Here is a 15,861-nt window from a genome sequence, read left to right as displayed (position 1 = left end):
AGCTACGAGCTCATCACGACATACGACGACGCGCCGGACTACACCGCGGAGGATCCGTATCGCTTCGGCCCCGGTATCGGCGAGCTCGACCTCCACCTGATCCGCGAGGGACGCCACGAAGAGCTCTGGCGCGTTCTGGGCGCCCACGTCCGCGAGCTGGACGGGACCACAGGCACCTCGTTCACCGTGTGGGCCCCGAACGCTCAGGCGGTCCGCGTGGTCGGCGATTTCAACGAGTGGGACGGACCTGCCCACGCGATGCGATCGATGGGCTCGAGCGGGGTCTGGGAGCTTTTCGTCCCCGGACTCGGAGTGGGCACGGCGTACAAATTCCAGCTGCTCTCGCGCCACGGGGAATGGGTGCTCAAGGCGGACCCGATGGCCCGGTTCGCCGAGGTGCCGCCGGCCACGGCTTCCGTCGTCACGGACTCCTCCTACACCTGGTCGGATGCCGCGTGGATGAAGACCCGGGCGAGCACGCAGCCGGTGTCCCAGCCGATGTCGATCTACGAGGTGCACTTCGGGTCGTGGCGGCCGGGTCTCTCGTACCGCGACGGCGCCGATCAGCTGATCGATTACGTGACCGCGCAGGGCTTCACGCACATCGAGTTCCTGCCGCTCGCCGAGCACCCGTTCGGCGGTTCGTGGGGCTACCAGGTGACGGGTTACTACTCGCCGACCAGTCGATTCGGCACGCCCGATGATCTGCGCTATCTGATAGACCGGCTGCATCAGGCGGGCATCGGCGTGATCATGGACTGGGTTCCGGGTCACTTCCCGAAGGACTCCTTCGCGCTCGCACGTTTCGACGGAGAGGCGCTGTACGAGCACCCCGATCCGCGTCGTGGCGAGCACCGTGAGTGGGGCACGTACATCTTCGACTATGGCCGCCCGGAGGTGCGCAACTTCCTCGTGGCGAACGCGCTCTACTGGTTCGAGGAGTTCCACGTCGACGGCCTCCGCGTCGACGCGGTCGCCTCGATGCTGTACCTCGACTACTCCCGCGAGGCGGGTGAGTGGGCGCCGAACGTGCACGGCGGCCGCGAGAACCTCGAGGCGATCCACTTCCTGCAGGAGGTGACCGCGACCTCCTACAAGCGGTATCCGGGCATCTCGATGATCGCCGAGGAATCCACGAGCTTCCCCGGGGTCACCGCACCCACCAGCGGGGCGGGGCTCGGATTCGGGTTCAAGTGGAACATGGGATGGATGAACGACTCGCTCCAGTACATCGCGCGCGACCCGATGTACCGCTCCCACCACGAGGGCGAGCTGTCGTTCTCCTTCGTCTACGCCTTCAGCGAGAACTACGTGCTTCCGATCAGCCATGACGAGGTGGTCCACGGCAAGGGCAGTCTGTTCTCCCGGATGCCGGGAGACCACTGGCAGAAGCTCGCGAACATGCGCGCTTTCCTGGCGTACATGTGGGGTCACCCCGGCAAGCAGCTGCTGTTCATGGGCCAGGAGTTCGGTCAGCTGTCGGAGTGGGCCGAGGGGCGCGGATTGGACTGGTGGATCCTCGACCAGCCGTCGCACGCCGAGCTGCACGGCTTCGTCGCAACGCTCAACCGCGTATACCGGGACCACTCCGCCCTGTGGGCGCGCGACAGCGACGGCGCGGCGTTCTCTCGGCTGGGCGCGCCGTCGTGGAATCCGAACGTCATCGCCTTCTCGCGTCGCGACTGGCACGGCAACACCATCGTCGTGGTGTGCAACTTCTCCGGCGTGCCGGTGCACGGCTTCGCCCTCGATCTGCCCGAGTCGGGCGTGTGGCACGAGATCCTGAACTCGGACGCGCAGGCGTACGGCGGCTCGGGGGTCGGCAACCTCGGGGTGGTTCAGGCCGGGGAGTCAGGCCGTGCCGTGATGGTCCTGCCGCCGCTGGGCGTGCTGTGGCTGCGGCACGACGCCCAGGCGCACCTGCCCGCGCAGAAGCGCTCGGACCGCCTGCTGCTGCCCTGACCGGGCGGCGTCAGAACAGGAGTGAAGCGAGCCGCCCACGGGCGCGGATCACGCGCGGGTCCGTGTCGCCGATGAGGGCGAACAGTTCGAGCAGTCTCTCCCGCACTCGGCCGCGCTCGTCGGACGGCAGCGCGGCGAAAAGGTCGAGCAGCCGCGCGAAGGCGTCATCGACGTGGCCGCCGGCGAGGTCGAGATCGGCGACCGTGAACTGGGCGTCGATGTCGGCTGGTGCGGCGGCCGCGGCTGCGCGCGCGTCCTTCAGGTCGACGCCCTGGACGCGGTCCAGGAGCTTCACCTGTCCGAGCCCTGCACGCGCCTCATCGTCGCGCGGGTTCTCCGCGAGCGCCTTCTCGTAGGCGGCGATCGCACGCGCGTAGTCCCCCGCTTCGATCGCGTCGAACGCCTCCGCGTGCAGCGGCGGCAGCTCAGGCTCGGCGGGCTCGACGTCCGCCGTCGCGGCATCCTCCTCGGCCGCGATGTCGATCGAACCCGTCACGCCGTTCTGAGCGGCGAGCTGCAGCAGCTGGGCGAATACATCGCGCACCTGCTGCTCCGGGACGGCGCCGGTGAACAGCGGCACCGGCTGACCCGCGACCAGTGCCACGACGAGAGGGATCGACTGCGCGCGGAACGCCTGCGAGAGCTGCGGGTTGGCGTCGACGTCGACCTTCGCGAGCACGAGCCGGCCCGCGAGCTCGGTGACGACCCGCTCGAGGATGGGGCTGAGCTGCTTGCAGGGTCCGCACCACTCGGCCCACAGGTCGATCACGACGGGCACCGTGCGCGAGAGCTCGAGCACTTGGGGGAACGTCTCGTCGGTGACATCCATCACCAGCGAGGGAGCCGAAACCGGTGCCGCATTCCCGGCGGGGGCGGCGGCCGGCCGATTGCGCAGAGCGGACAGGTCTACGGCGCCGCGGAGCGCGGCACCGGGCGTGACGTCGGTCAACTGATCACCTTCGCATCGAGGATCTCGGAACCGTATCCGAGCAGGCGGATCTTCTCGGTCGAGCCCTGACCGGGCACGTAGAAGAAGAGCTGGTCGCTGAATGTGGTGGTGAAGCCGGTCGCCGACTGCTCCGCACCGGCGAGCGTCCGGACGGTCGGATTGGTGTCCAGCTTGATGACCGCGTCGGCGTTGGTCGGGGCGACCGTGTCGACCTCGTTCATGTTGATCGCCACGATCGCGCCGCTCTCGAGCGTCGCCAGCGCGAGCGGCGGGTGCGCACCCGGCACCGATGTGAATGACAGGCTGCCCGTCGAGGCGGCCGTGGCGTTGAACTCGGTCAGGCGCTGCTCGCGATCGGCCGCGACGCTGACGCGGAACTGGTCGCCCTCGGCTTCGAACTGCTCGTAGAACTCGCTCGCCTCGCCGTTGTTGATGACGTCGGCGTATGCGGCGGCCAGCTGGTCCGGCGGCATCACCAGGAACGACGAGTCCGGCGGGACCTGGGTCGCGCCGACATACACCGGGGCGAGGTCGGGCATCTGTGTGGCCGCTTCGAGATTCGACAGGTAGGTGAGCTTGTACGGCGACCAGGCGTCCTCCTGCGTCATGAGCATGATGCTCGCCGTCTTGTCCTCGGCGTCGTTGACGACCGCCATCACCGAACGGGGCCAGCCGTCGTACGCCTGCGGCAGGACGATTTCGAGGGGCTTCGTCGGAATGGCCGCCGGCACCTTGTAGTCGGTGATGGCGCCGCGCAGCGTGTAGTTCGTCGTCCGTTCGGCCAGGACCGCGCCGTCCAAGCGGGTCGCGGCCAGGGTCGGGTCGAGGCTCGCGTCCGCCGTCGCGGCGGTCTCGGCGATGCGGGCGATGATGCGCTCGGCCTGGGCCTCGGTGACCGCGGGCGCCTGCTGACCCTCCGGGACGATGACGGTTGCCGTCGGACTGGGCGTCGGCGAACCGGTGAACTGCGGCCAGGAGTCGGCGGAGCAGCCGGCGAACAGCAGAGCCGAGACCGCGACGGCCGGGATGACGACGAAGGCCTTGCGTCCGCCCGTCAGCGAGCGACGCGTGGGGGTGGCGCTGATCACACCCTTGTCGGCGCCGTCGACCGAGACATCGATCGGCTCGGTGACCGGCATCGGCAGACCCTTGCGGCGGGGACCGCGTGAACGCCGCGCGTGACGGATGCCGAGGATGTAGAGGAACACGCCCACCGCCATGAGGATCGCACCGCCCACGATGAGCGGGCCGGCCCAGGGCGTGACGCTCGCGATCGGCCAGGACACGGCGACATCCGACGGGGCCGCGGCCTCGCCGTCGGTGGCCACGAGCACGCTCATCTCCTCGGGAAGCTGCAGCGGTGCGATCAGGAGGTCTTCCTGCTGGAACTCGTCGAGCCAAAGATCCGAGCCTACGGGACTGCGCACCGCTATGGTCGCATCGGTCGTGGCGCCCGCTTCGGCGGCCGGGGTCGGCACAGCGGTCGCCTCGCCTGCGGCCGCGCTGTCCTCGGCGGCCTGGGGAGTGACCTCCTCAGAGACGATCTCTCCGTCGTCGAGGGATACGTGGATGTAGGTGGCCTCGGCCAACCACGCCTGCATGTCGGCGCTGCGTCCGTAGGCGGCGAAGATCTCCCCTTCGCCCTGCGCGCGAAGCGTCTGCGCGCCCGGCATCATGTTGAGCACGTCGCCGTCGATCAGGAGGTAAGGGGCCTCACCGGAGACGGAGATGTCGGCTGTTTCGGTGTCCGGACCTTGGAAGACGGTGCGCTGGGCGATGCCTGCGCCGATCATCAAGGCGGCGAGGACGAACGCCGCTACGGCCCAAACGAAACGCACGAAAACACCTCTCTGGACCCGCGGGGGAATGCGGCGGGCCATCGACTCGACATTTCAGACTAGCGAAACCCACCTGAATGTCGACCGGGAGGGACCAATCCCGGGACTGGGCGCCACCTGTGCATATCCTGACCAGAGAAGGTTCGGCCGGAAGCCGAGAGAGGCTGGATCGCCATATGAAGGTGCACAACCCGTTCCGCGTCGCGTTCGTGGCCACACTCGGCGTGGGGCTGGGACTGGTGCTGATCGGCAGCATCCAGACGCTGTCGACGATCCTCCTGTACGTGGGCACGGCGCTGTTCCTCAGCCTCGGCCTCGAGCCGGCGATCTCCTTCCTCGAGCGGCGCAAGCTGCCGCGCTGGGCGGCTGTGCTCATCACGATCCTCGGGGTGCTGGCGGTCTTCGCCGGCATCGTCCTCATGCTCGTGCCCATCATCGCGAGCCAGATCAGCCAGCTGATCGAGGCGATCACCGAGCTCATCGAGCGCGGTACGACCCTCGACGACTTCAAGGAGTGGCTCGGCGGCGTCTTCCCCAATCTGAACGTCGACGAGGTCTTCGCATTCGTGCAGGACTGGATCGAGAACCTCGACTACGCGTCGATCGGCGAGGGCGTACTGGCCGTGGGCGCATCGGTGCTCGCCGGTCTCGCCGGCGCCTTCGTGGTTCTCATCCTCACGATCTACTTCACCGCCTCCACCCCCAACCTCAAGGCGGCCGTATATCAGCTTGTACCCGCCTCCAAGCGCGCGCGGTTCATCGACATCGCGGAGCAGATCACGAAGTCCGTGGGTTACTTCGTCATGGGCCAGGTGACGATGGGCGTCGTCAACGGCGTGCTGAGCGCGATCTTCCTCTCCATCATCGCCGCGCCGTTCCCCGTGGTGCTCGCCGTCGTCGCGTTCTTCTTCTCCCTGATCCCCTTGGTGGGAACCCTGACCGGCTCCGCGATCATCGTGCTGACGTGTCTCGGGCTGGGGTCGCCGACCACGGCGCTGATCGCGGCGATCTACTACCTGATCTACATGCAGGTCGAGGCGTACGTGATCTCGCCGCGCATCATGAACCGCGCGGTGTCCGTGCCCGGGGCAGTAGTGGTGATCGCGGCGCTGGCCGGTGGATCGCTGCTGGGACTCCTCGGTGCGCTCATCGCGATCCCGGTCGCCGCCAGCATCCTGATCATCTACCGGCAGGTCGTCATTCCACGCCAGAACGAGCGCTGATCATTCTTGCCCGAGTGGACCGTCCCACTCGGTGGGCAGGGGCAGCGCGTCCGGATTGACGACGGCCACGATCTCGGTGAGCACTCGGCGCGTCTGGTTCTCGCCGACCCAGAGGTGCTTGCCGCCTTCGACGGCGATCAGCACCGCGTCGGGAACGGCGGCGAATCTGTCGGCTGCGGCATCCGGTCGGAGGTAGTCGTCGAACTCCGGGACGAGAACGATGACACGTCGTGAGTCCCCCGCCCACGCGGCGATCTCCTCCGGCGTCGTGCGGTGCAGGGGCGGCGAGAGCAGGATGACGCCTTCGACGTCGTGGTCGAGCCCGTATTTCAGAGCGACCTCGGTGCCGAACGACCAGCCGACCAGCCAGGGGCGGGGAAGCTGCCGCTCCCGGACGAAGTCCATGGCCGCCGCGAGGTCGAACGACTCGGCGCCGCCTCCGTCGAACTCGCCCTCGCTGGTACCGCGCGGTGACGAGGTGCCGCGGGTGTTGAAGCGCAGCACCGCGAGATCGGCCAGCGCGGGCAGGCGCGCGGCGGCCTTCCGAAGGATGTGCGAGTCCATGAACCCACCGGCGGTCGGCAGCGGATGCAGCGTCACGAGCGTCGCCACGGCTTCGGTTTCCTGAGGGAGCGCGAGTTCGCCCACGAGCGTCAGATCGTCGAGCGTCCGCAACTCGATCTCCTCCCGGCGCGCCGGCAGCACCACGGGTCCGCGGATGTCCACGTCAGGCGATCCTCCAGCAGTGCGCGTGCCAGTGCCGCCGCGCCGCGAGGTCGGCCTCATCCCCGAGCACGCCGTCCGCTCGCCACACGACCAGGTGCGCGGTTCCCGCGGCGACGCTGCGCCCGCACCCCGGGCACACGTAACTCTTCGCGGCCTGGGCGGGCGAGACCGGCTGAACCGTCCATTGGATGCCGCGGCGCACCTCGGAGCGCTTCCAGCCGCTCACCAGTCGCTCGAATGCCTCATCGCCGGTCTCCTGAGAGCGTCGGCGGTTCGACCGCGGCATGGGGCTCAGTACCAGCCGACGGATTCGGAGTGGTCCCAGGCGCCGCACGGGGTGCCGTAGCGACCGCCGATGTAGTCGAGGCCCCACGCGATCTGGGTCGCCGGATTGGTCTCCCAGTCGGCACCGTGGCTGGCCATCTTGTTGCCGGGAAGAGACTGGGGGATACCGTAGGCGCCGCTGCTGGCGTTGTAGGCGTTCACGCGCCATCCCGACTCCCTGTTCCACAGGGCGACGAGGCAGCCGAACTGGTCGTCGCCCCACCCGCGGGCGAGCACCATCTCGTAGGCGATGGCCTGCGCCGTCCCTGGGTCGGGCGTAGCGAACGGCGGGCGCCAGCCGGACGACGAGTCCTCCGACGAAGTCTCGTCCGCCTCCGCAACGACCGGCTCCGGTGTGGGCGTCGGCGTCGGCGTCGGCTTGGGCGTGACGTACACGGTGTATCCGGCCCGGTCGAGATCGACCGCCGCGACTGCCGCATCGGCGCTGGACTCGACGATCAGGCTCTGCGCGTCGCCGAGGGTGCTCGAGTAGAGGGTGACCGGAACACGCTCTTCGGCGCTGGCCTCGGAGAGCGCCACACCGGTCGGTCCGACGTACGCGGCGACGAACCCGATGGCGGCGAAGGCCGCGAACACGCCCAGCACACCGCGGCGGCGGGACCACTTCGGTGGAGCGGACTTGGCACTGCGCGACGACGTGATCGCCGTCTTCTCGTCCGGGCTCACCAGATCCTGACGGGGCATCCGTCGGGCGGGAATCATCTCGTTGCCGGAAGTCACAGTGTTCCGAGTCTACCCGGGCCGGGCGAAAGGTTCCATTCGAGGTCGACTCCGCGTCATGCGACGGCGAGGATCACCTCGATGACGGCGTCGAGCACGGCATCGACCTGAGCCTCTCGATACCCGCCGCGCTGCATCCGGAACGCCACCGCCCGCACCTGCTCGACGGTCACGGATTCACCCGTCTCCAGGTACTTGGCGAGCTTGTCGGCGACGAGATCGACCTCGTCGATCCGGTAGCCGTAACGGAGGGCTCCGACACGGTCGAAGCGGTGTCCCTTGGGGCGGGAGAGGCGGTCGAGCACCACCTGCGCGGTCTCCCTCGTCTGTCCCACCCACGCGTGCACGCCGCTGCTGCTCACCGCAGCTTCGCGCTCGCGTGCGGCGAAGGCGTCTTCGATGCGGCCGAGCGCCGCGTCGACGGCGGTGATGACGTAACCGCGGCGAACGATCGGGAAGGCCGCCCGGCGCACGTCGGCGGCGCTCATCGGCTCCGCGCCCTCCTCGAACGCCTCCCGCGCACGCAGAAGGAACGCGTCCACCGCGCGCTTGTCGTAGCCCTTCTCTGAGCCGTGGGTCTCGGTGAAGGTGATCCTGGTCGATTCGGAAGTCGTCATCATGCCGCCAGCGGGGAGAACAGGTAGTACAGCGCCAGCGCGGCGACCACGGACGGGAGGATGGAATCCAGCCGGTCGAGCACTCCCCCGTGTCCGGGCAGCCATGAGCTCATGTCCTTGATTCCGAGGTCGCGCTTGATCATGGACTCGCCGAGATCGCCCGCCGTCGCGGTGCCGAGGACCACCGCGCCCAGCACGAGTCCGGTCCACCAGGGAAGCCCGAGCATGAACAGCGCCAGCAGCACACCCGCGATGAGAGCGGCGAGGGCGGCGCCGGCGAAACCCTCCCAAGTCTTCTTGGGACTGATGCGGGGCGCCATCGGATGCCTGCCGAATGCGACTCCGGCTGCATAAGCGCCGGTGTCGGATGCGACGGCGATGATGATGAAGCCGAGGACCCACCACTCCCCACCGTCCTGGCGGAGAAGGATGAGGCACAGGCTGGTGAGGAACGGCACATACAGCTGGATGAATCCGGCGGTGAGAACGTCGCCGAGCACCGCCCCGTAGGTACGGCCGTCTTTCGCGAACATCTGCGCCACGAGCCGCCAGACGATGACCAGGGCGACGGCCACGAAGACCGCGACCCAGTGGAGCCACAGATCGACGAAGAAACCCGAGAGGGCGAGGATCGCGCCGATGACGAGCTGTGCAACGAGATCGACCTTGCGGCCGGCCCCGATCAGCGCACGTCCGAACTCGAAGATGCCCAGCAGGCAGGCTGCGAGGGCGAACAGGACGAAAACCCACTTCAGGAAGATCAGCGACGCGATCAGCACCGCTCCGATCGCGAGCCCGATGAGGGTCGCGACGATGAGGTCGCGCCCGGTGCGCTGCTTGATGCGCTCGTTGGCCTCCTCGAACTCGGCGCGCGCCTGCGCGACCTGGTTCTCGAACTCGCTGCGGGCGGCGCGGACGTGCTGCATCGCCGGATTCGTGTCGCCCGAGGGGGTTGTTCTCCGCAGCTTCGCGGCGTCGCGTCTGGTCAGCGGCGCGTCCGGGGGCGGTTCGCCTGCCGTTGAATCGCCGGATGCGTCGGTCATCAGGGTCTAGACCTCGAGGAGCTCGGCCTCTTTGCGCTTGAGCGCCTCGTCGATCGCGTCGACGTGGGCGCGCGTCAGCGCGTCGAGTTCTTTCTCTGCTCGAGCGAGCTCGTCTTCGCCGATGTCGCTCTTGAGGCTGTCGAGGTCATCCTTGGACTTGCGTCGGATGCCGCGCACGTGGACCTTCGCATCCTCGCCCTTCGTCCGCACGATCTTCACGAACTCGCGGCGACGCTCCTCGGTGAGCTCGGGCAGGGTCACACGGATGAGGTTGCCGTCGTTCGTCGGATTCGCACCGAGGTTCGGGGTGTCGCGGATGGCCTGCTCGATCGCCTTGAGCGCGGACTTGTCGTACGGCGTCACCACGAGGGTGCGCGCCTCGGGATTGTTCAGGGACGCCAGCTGGGCAAGCGGAGTGGGAGTGCCGTAGTAGTCGACCAGGATCTTCTGGAAGAGCTGGGGGTTGGCGCGTCCGGTGCGGACGGTCGCGAAGTCGTCCTTCGCACCCTCGACGGCGCGATCCATGCGCGATCCGGCATCGGCCAAGACGTCGGCGATCACAGTGACTCCAATCGGTAGATCCAGCGGGGCCCAGTCTAGTCTCGGCCCTGCCCTCAGACCGTGACGACGGTGCCGATCGATTCGCCCAGCAGGGCCTTGGTCACGTTGCCCGCGGGCTCCATGCCGAAGACCCGCATGTCCATCCCGTTGTCCATGCACAGGCTGAACGCGGTCGAGTCGACCACCTTGAGTCCCCGCTGCAGCGCGTCCAGGTAGGTGATGCGGTCGATCTTCGTCGCGTTCGGGTCCTTGTGCGGGTCGGCGGTGTACACCCCGTCCACGCCGTTCTTGGCCACCAACACCTCGGAGGCGCCGATCTCGAGTGCGCGCTGGGCGGCCACGGTGTCGGTGGAGAAGTAAGGAAGTCCGGCACCCGCGCCGAAGATCACGACGCGGCCCTTCTCCATGTGCCGTTCGGCGCGCCGCGGGATGTACGGCTCGGCGACCTGGGTCATCGCGATCGCCGACTGCACCCGGGTCGCGGCACCTGCCTGCTCGAGGAAGTCCTGAAGGGCGAGCGCGTTCATCACGGTGCCGAGCATGCCCATGTAGTCGGCTCGTCCGCGGTCCATTCCGCGCTGGCTCAGTTCCGCACCGCGGAAGAAGTTGCCGCCACCGACGACCACGGCGATCTCGACACGATCGACTGCGGCTGCGATCTCGCGCGCGATCTGGCTGACGATGTCGGGGTTGACCCCGAGCTGGCCGCCGCCGAATGCCTCGCCCGAGAGCTTGAGCACCACTCGCCTGGTTCCGGTCGTCTCATCGATCACGTGTCATCCTCTCCTCGCGTACTGAATCATCTAAGGGCATCGGATGTGCCCCTCCAAGGCAAGCGAAAAGGCCCGCATCCAGCGATGCGGGCCTTTCACGGTGCTATGCGCCGACCTTGAAGCGGGCGAACCCGGTGAGGGTCAGACCCGCGTCTTTGGCGACCTGGGCGACGGACAGCTTGTTGTCCTTCGCGTAATCCTGGTCCAGGAGCGAGACCTGCTTGAAGAAGGCGTTCACGCGGCCCTCGACGATCTTCGGAAGGGCGGCCTCGGGCTTGCCCTCCTGGCGCGAGATCTCGGTGACGATCTCGCGCTCCTTGTCGACGTCCGCAGCAGGGACCTCGTCGCGCGACAGGTAGGACGGGTTGGCGAAGGAGATGTGCTGCGCGAGGCTGCGAGCGGTCTCCGCGTCGTCACCCGCGTACGCCAGGACCACGCCGACCTGCGGCGGAAGGTCCTTGCTCGTCTTGTGGAGATATACCTCGAAGTGATCGCCGGTCAGCGTGCGAACACGCCGAAGTTCGACCTTCTCGCCGATGATGGCGGCCTCGTCGTCGATCAGCTGTGCGACGGTCGACGAGCCTGCGGGTGCGGCCAGCGCGGTCTCGACCGAGTCCGCCGCGACAGCGGCTGCGGCATCCGCGACCTTGTCGGCCAGCGCGAGGAAGCGGTCGTTCTTCGCGACGAAGTCGGTTTCGCACGCCAGCTCGATCAGTGTGACCTTGCCGTTCTGCTCGCGGGCAGCGACCAGACCCTCGCTCGTGGATCGGTCGGCACGCTTGGCGTTGCCCTTCGCACCCTTGAGGCGCAGGATCTCGACGGCCTTCTCGACGTCGCCGTCGGCCTCTTCCAGGGCCTTCTTGGTGTCGACCATGCCGGTTCCGAGCTGGTCACGCAGCGCCTTGATGTCGGCGATCGTGAAGTTTGCCATGTGTGGCGGCTCCTTGCTTGTGTTTCGTCGGGAGGTGGATGCCTCGGCGGGGCCGTTCTGGAACGACCCCGCCGAGTGCGCTGTGAGCGCAGATGCCTGATCGGACTACTTGGCGGCTTCGGCCTCGGCGGCCTCGACCTCGGCGACGGGCTCGCCCGCAGCGTCTGCGATGGCCTCGTCGTGAGCCTCGGCGCCGGCGGTGTCGTCAGCCGTCTCCGTCGCGGTCTCGCCTTCGACGGCCTGCTCGGCCTCGACGGCCTCGGCGAGGTCGTCAGCGGCGATGGCCTCGTCGGCGACCTTCTCGGTCTCGGCGGAGGACTGCTCCGGTGCGCCCTGCTCGAGCAGCTCGCGCTCCCAGTCGGCGAGGGGCTCGGCGTCGGCCGACTCGTCGGTCGGGTTGTGGCGCTGGATGAGGCCCTCGGCGGCGGCGTCGGCGATGATGCGGGTGAGCAGGCCCACCGAGCGGATCGCGTCGTCATTGCCGGGGATCGGGTACTGGAACTCGTCCGGGTCGGCGTTCGTGTCGAGGATGCCGATGATCGGGATGCCGAGCTTGGTGGCCTCGTTCACCGCGAGGTGCTCGCGCTTGGCGTCCACCACCCAAATCGCCGAAGGGGTCTTGGACATGTTGCGGATACCGCCCAGCGACTTGTGCAGCTTGTCGAGCTCGCGCTTCTTCAGCAGCAGCTCCTTCTTGGTGAAGCCGCTGTCAGCCGGGTTCTCGTAATCGAGCTCCTCGAGCTCCTTCATGCGAGCGAGACGCTTGGAGACCGTCTGGAAGTTGGTGAGGAGGCCACCGAGCCAGCGCTGGTTGACGTACGGCTGGCCGACGCGGGTCGCCTGCTCGGCGATGATCTCCTGGGCCTGCTTCTTGGTGCCGACGAAGAGGACCGTGCCGCCGTGGGCGACCGTCTCCTTGACGAACTCGTACGCCTTGTCGATGTACGTCAGAGACTGCTGCAGGTCGATGATGTGGATGCCGCTGCGCTCGGTGAGGATGAAGCGCTTGACTTTCGGGTTCCACCGACGGGTCTGGTGTCCGAAGTGCACGCCGCTGTCGAGCAGCTGGCGAATGGTGACGACGGCCATGGCCGTTCTCCTGTTCTCGACGCTCGGAAGCGCCGCTTGCGGTTGTGTCTTCCGCCGGATCCGACTGGCCGGCGAGCCTGGTGCCCGGCACACTCCCGCTCCAGGGCGAAATGCACTGTGAGACCGGTGGGAGCAGATGCCGCGCGTTCACGAACCTGCGGTTCGCGTTCGCACTCTGGGCACGCGTATTCACCCCGACGAGCGAGGTGTCCGTCCAGTGTATCAGCAGGCTCTCCTCCCCAGCCTCCGGTCGCCCGTGACTGTCCCCTGCTGCCGCAGCGCGCCGGTCGGGGGGACGAAGGGGAGCGAGCATGGTCGGATGCCGCGCTCGCCCCGACCTCATCACGGCCGCCCGCACCGTGCCGCGGCAGCGGCGGCGACCTCCGTCCTGGTGCTCGCCGCCTCCCTCGGATCCGCCGGTCGCGTCGCGGCTCTTGCCACGCCCGCTGCGAAGCCGGGGGTTGTCATCTCCTCAACGGCGCCCGACCTGGCTTCGCTGGGCTGGGTCTGGCCCGCGCCGAGGTTCCGGCTGGCGCGCCCGTTCGTCGCCCCCGCGCACGAGTACGGTCCGGGTCACCGGGGCATCGACCTCGACCTGCTCGGCGGTTCGGTCGTGCAGGCGCCTGCGGACGGCGTGGCTGCGTTCGCAGGGAAGGTCGCGGGCCGCGGCATCGTCACGATCGACCATGGCAACGGACTCGTGACGACCCTGGAACCGGTCGACCCCGCCGTCGAGGCGGGTGCACCCGTCCGTCGCGGCGAGGAGGTCGCCACACTGGCTGTCGGCGGACACGCCGCCGCCGGGGCGCTGCACTTCGGCGTGCGCCTGAACGGCGCATACGTCAATCCGATGCTGTTGCTCGGCGGCGTGCCACGCGCCGTCCTGCTGCCGTGCTGCGACTGACGAGCCTGGAAGTCGGCACGTTCACGCTCGGGGGTGCGCCAGTCGATAGGTGGCGGCGAGCCGTTCGGAGGAGACATGCGTGTAGATCTGGGTGGTGCCCAAGCTGGCATGGCCGAGCATCTCCTGAACGGCGCGCAGATCCGCGCCCCCGTCCAGCAGATGTGTCGCCGCCGAGTGACGCAGTGCGTGCGGTCCGACCGCCGACGTGCCCAGCACCTGCCCGAGTTCCCGCGCGACCACGTCGTACACCGCTCGCGGTGAGATGCGCGCGCCCCGCGTACCGAGGAAGAGCGCAGACCCCGCGCCGGGCGAGGACGTGCGCTCCGCCAGTGCGGGACGCGCGCGAATGATGTATGCCTCGACCGCCCGGCGAGCCGGCGCTCCGAAGGGGACGACGCGCTCCTTGGAACCCTTTCCGAGCACGCGGAGCGTCGCGCGGTCGAAATCGACGTCGTCGGTGTCGAGGCCGGTGAGCTCGGACACCCGCACCGCCGAGCCATAGAGCACCTCGAGCATCGCCGAGTCGCGCAGATCGACGGGGTCACCGAGGGACGCGCCTTCGGCGAGGCCATCGAGCATTACCCTGACCCCGTCCGCGGTCGCGACCTGTGGGAGGGTTCGTCCGCGCTTGGGTGCCACGAGGCGCAGACTCGGATCCATCGCGACCAGCCCGGTCTCCGCTGCCCACGCGAAGAAGCCGCGCGCGGCCGCGGTGCGCCGGGCCAGCGTGGACCGGGCATCGCCACGCTGCGTCGCCCGCCAGAGCCATTCGCGGAGAGCCTCGAGGTCGACCTCGGTCACGTCTGTGTCGGGGACGGTCGCCGACAGATCGCGCAGATCGGCGCTGTACGCCCGGACCGTTGCCGGCGACAGGCGTCGCACGCGTGCGAGATGCTGCGCGTAGGCCTCAGCCGCGTCGTCGAACTCCATGGCTCCAGCATGCCGCGCTGAGTCGTGCCCTGCGCCGCGGCGCACGGTTCTCAGCCCGATGGCATCGCAGCACGCACCCGCCGCCACCCGCTGTCGCCCCGTACGGCCGCTCCCTCGAGGGCGAGGAGGCCGAGAATGGCCATCACGTCCGGAGGCGCCAGTCCGCAGCGGCGCCCGATGTCGGTCACCTCCCGCCACGCGCGGAAGCTCATCGCGTCGAGAACGCGCGTCACATCATCAGTGCGGCTCCGCCCGCTGTCGAAGCCGTCGGCCGGCAGGTCGAACAGCGCCGGCGAAGGGCCGCCGAGAAGCTCGAACACCTCGTCCGCGTTCGTCACACATCGTGCGTCGAACTCGCGCAGGAGCCGATGGCACCCGGCCGAGGCCGCGCTGGTCACGGGGCCGGGCACCGCGCCCAGCGGGCGCGAGAGCGCCGCCGCGTGCCCGGCCGTGTTGAGCGACCCGCTGCGCCATCCCGCCTCGACGACCACCGTGGCGTCGGCGAGGGCCGCGATCAGTCGATTGCGCTGGAGGAACCTCCATTTCGTGGGTGTGGTCCCGCACGGCACCTCGCTCACCACCGCGCCGGAGCCGGCGATCCGCTCGATCAAGTGGGAGTGTCCGGCCGGGTATGGGCGATCGACGCCGCCTGCGAGCAGGGCGACGGTGGTGCCGCCGGCTGCGAGAGCAGCGCGGTGGGCCGCACCATCGATGCCGTAGGCGGCACCCGACACGATGGAGACACCACGGCCGACCAGTTCGGCGGCCATCTCGACCGCAACGTGCTCGCCGTAGCCGGTCGCCGCTCGGGCACCCACGAGGGCGATCGACGGCGAAAGACGGGAGAGCGTGTCGATGTCCCCGCGGACCCAGAGCAGGAGCGGCGCGTGAGGGCCCAGGTCGGCCAGAGCCGCGGGCCAGTGCGCGTCCTCGGGTGTGATCAGCGAGATCCCGGAACGCCGGGCGACCTCGAGAGCGTCCTGAACGGTGCTCCGCTTCAGCCGGGGACGCCATCGGGCCAGGCCCTCCCTCCATTCCAGGGGAGTGATGCCGGCCGCCTCCAGCACGCCCGGATCGCTCGCGGCCGTGACGACGTGGCCGAGCGCCGCTTCGGGTCCGACCGTGCTCACGATCCGCCCCGCGACGCCGTCGCCCGGCTCGATGAGGCAGCTCCAGGTGTGCACCGCGTACAGCCGTCGGGCGCGCTCGTCATCCAGTTCTCCGCGCACCAGAGAAGCGAGCGCGGCTCG

Annotated in this window: 16 protein-coding genes; 3 read left to right on the top strand and 13 right to left on the bottom strand. The window is 68.8% G+C overall.

Translation table 11 applies throughout. From position 1 onward, the window contains the following. The coding region (gene glgB / locus VFX99_RS15365) for a 1,4-alpha-glucan branching protein GlgB (RefSeq protein ID WP_329667162.1) at positions 1 to 1,962 on the top strand (1,962 nt) is incomplete at its 5' end. A 10-nt stretch (positions 1,963 to 1,972) separates the two neighbouring features. Here glgB and VFX99_RS15360 read toward each other — a convergent pair. Beyond that, complete coding sequence (locus tag VFX99_RS15360; RefSeq protein ID WP_329667161.1) at positions 1,973 to 2,911, bottom strand: tetratricopeptide repeat protein; 939 nt, start codon at positions 2,909 to 2,911, stop codon at positions 1,973 to 1,975. Further along, a complete protein-coding gene (locus VFX99_RS15355; protein ID WP_329667160.1) occupies positions 2,908 to 4,749 on the bottom strand; it encodes a glycosyl transferase in 1,842 nt (613 codons plus the stop codon). The genes VFX99_RS15360 and VFX99_RS15355 overlap by 4 nt, the downstream gene beginning before the upstream one ends. Positions 4,750 to 4,925: 176 nt before the next feature. On the opposite strand from VFX99_RS15355, the gene VFX99_RS15350 reads away from it, so the two are divergent. Further along, the gene (locus VFX99_RS15350) at positions 4,926 to 5,972 is read left to right on the top strand and encodes an AI-2E family transporter (protein WP_329667159.1); all 1,047 of its coding nucleotides are present in this window, start codon (positions 4,926 to 4,928) and stop codon (positions 5,970 to 5,972) included. Here VFX99_RS15350 and VFX99_RS15345 read toward each other — a convergent pair whose 3' ends face one another. From VFX99_RS15345 to rpsB, 9 genes are all read right to left on the bottom strand, one after another. After that, the gene (locus VFX99_RS15345) at positions 5,973 to 6,698 is read right to left on the bottom strand and encodes an alpha/beta hydrolase (RefSeq protein ID WP_329667158.1); all 726 of its coding nucleotides are present in this window, start codon (positions 6,696 to 6,698) and stop codon (positions 5,973 to 5,975) included. It lies immediately after the preceding gene. Position 6,699: 1 nt separating this feature from the next. Further along, positions 6,700 to 6,984: a hypothetical protein gene (locus VFX99_RS15340; protein ID WP_329667157.1), complete on the bottom strand. Its 285-nt coding sequence runs from the start codon at positions 6,982 to 6,984 to the stop codon at positions 6,700 to 6,702. 5 nt (positions 6,985 to 6,989) lie between these two features. After that, the gene (locus VFX99_RS15335) at positions 6,990 to 7,763 is read right to left on the bottom strand and encodes a lytic transglycosylase domain-containing protein (RefSeq protein WP_329667156.1); all 774 of its coding nucleotides are present in this window, start codon (positions 7,761 to 7,763) and stop codon (positions 6,990 to 6,992) included. 56 nt (positions 7,764 to 7,819) lie between these two features. Continuing rightward, positions 7,820 to 8,380, bottom strand: a complete 561-nt coding sequence (locus VFX99_RS15330; RefSeq protein ID WP_329667164.1) for a DivIVA domain-containing protein — start codon at positions 8,378 to 8,380, stop codon at positions 7,820 to 7,822. Further along, positions 8,380 to 9,423, bottom strand: a complete 1,044-nt coding sequence (locus VFX99_RS15325; protein ID WP_329667155.1) for a phosphatidate cytidylyltransferase — start codon at positions 9,421 to 9,423, stop codon at positions 8,380 to 8,382. The genes VFX99_RS15330 and VFX99_RS15325 overlap by 1 nt, the downstream gene beginning before the upstream one ends. A 6-nt stretch (positions 9,424 to 9,429) precedes the next feature. Continuing rightward, complete coding sequence (gene frr / locus VFX99_RS15320) at positions 9,430 to 9,984, bottom strand: ribosome recycling factor (protein ID WP_329667154.1); 555 nt, start codon at positions 9,982 to 9,984, stop codon at positions 9,430 to 9,432. Positions 9,985 to 10,037: 53 nt separating this feature from the next. Further along, positions 10,038 to 10,757, bottom strand: coding sequence for a UMP kinase (pyrH, locus tag VFX99_RS15315; protein ID WP_329667153.1), 720 nt, complete (start codon positions 10,755 to 10,757; stop codon positions 10,038 to 10,040). A 103-nt stretch (positions 10,758 to 10,860) separates the two neighbouring features. Next, complete coding sequence (tsf, locus tag VFX99_RS15310; protein WP_329667152.1) at positions 10,861 to 11,688, bottom strand: translation elongation factor Ts; 828 nt, start codon at positions 11,686 to 11,688, stop codon at positions 10,861 to 10,863. Positions 11,689 to 11,793: 105 nt separating this feature from the next. After that, positions 11,794 to 12,777 (bottom strand): 30S ribosomal protein S2, encoded by a 984-nt coding sequence (gene rpsB, locus VFX99_RS15305; protein WP_329667151.1) that lies wholly within the window; start codon positions 12,775 to 12,777, stop codon positions 11,794 to 11,796. Between the two features lie 319 nt (positions 12,778 to 13,096). Here rpsB and VFX99_RS15300 point away from each other — a divergent pair, with 319 nt between their 5' ends. Next, on the top strand, positions 13,097 to 13,681 hold the full coding sequence (locus VFX99_RS15300; protein ID WP_329667150.1) for a M23 family metallopeptidase: 585 nt from the start codon (positions 13,097 to 13,099) through the stop codon (positions 13,679 to 13,681). Positions 13,682 to 13,702: 21 nt separating this feature from the next. On the opposite strand, the gene VFX99_RS15295 is transcribed toward VFX99_RS15300, so the two are convergent. Further along, complete coding sequence (locus VFX99_RS15295) at positions 13,703 to 14,611, bottom strand: tyrosine recombinase XerC (RefSeq protein WP_329667149.1); 909 nt, start codon at positions 14,609 to 14,611, stop codon at positions 13,703 to 13,705. A gap of 50 nt (positions 14,612 to 14,661) precedes the next feature. Further along, positions 14,662 to 15,861: DNA-processing protein DprA (gene dprA / locus VFX99_RS15290; RefSeq protein WP_414684401.1), on the bottom strand; the 1,200-nt coding region annotated here is incomplete at its 5' end.

Origin of the sequence: Microbacterium sp., assembly GCF_036277215.1 — a bacterium.
Classification (GTDB): Bacteria; Actinomycetota; Actinomycetes; order Actinomycetales; family Microbacteriaceae; genus Microbacterium.
This window is presented reverse-complemented; position numbering and strand designations above follow the sequence as displayed.

Bases quoted from the DNA above. Each gene is read 5' to 3' on its own strand.
- VFX99_RS15350 (WP_329667159.1), top strand. From the start codon at position 4,926: ATGAAGGTGCACAACCCGTTCCGCGTCGCGTTCGTGGCCACACTCGGC.
- VFX99_RS15340 (WP_329667157.1), bottom strand. From the start codon at position 6,984: ATGCCGCGGTCGAACCGCCGACGCTCTCAGGAGACCGGCGATGAGGCA.
- VFX99_RS15330 (WP_329667164.1), bottom strand. From the start codon at position 8,380: ATGACGACTTCCGAATCGACCAGGATCACCTTCACCGAGACCCACGGC.
- VFX99_RS15325 (WP_329667155.1), bottom strand. From the start codon at position 9,423: ATGACCGACGCATCCGGCGATTCAACGGCAGGCGAACCGCCCCCGGAC.
- tsf (WP_329667152.1), bottom strand. From the start codon at position 11,688: ATGGCAAACTTCACGATCGCCGACATCAAGGCGCTGCGTGACCAGCTC.
- rpsB (WP_329667151.1), bottom strand. From the start codon at position 12,777: ATGGCCGTCGTCACCATTCGCCAGCTGCTCGACAGCGGCGTGCACTTC.
- VFX99_RS15300 (WP_329667150.1), top strand. From the start codon at position 13,097: ATGCCGCGCTCGCCCCGACCTCATCACGGCCGCCCGCACCGTGCCGCG.
- VFX99_RS15295 (WP_329667149.1), bottom strand. From the start codon at position 14,611: ATGGAGTTCGACGACGCGGCTGAGGCCTACGCGCAGCATCTCGCACGC.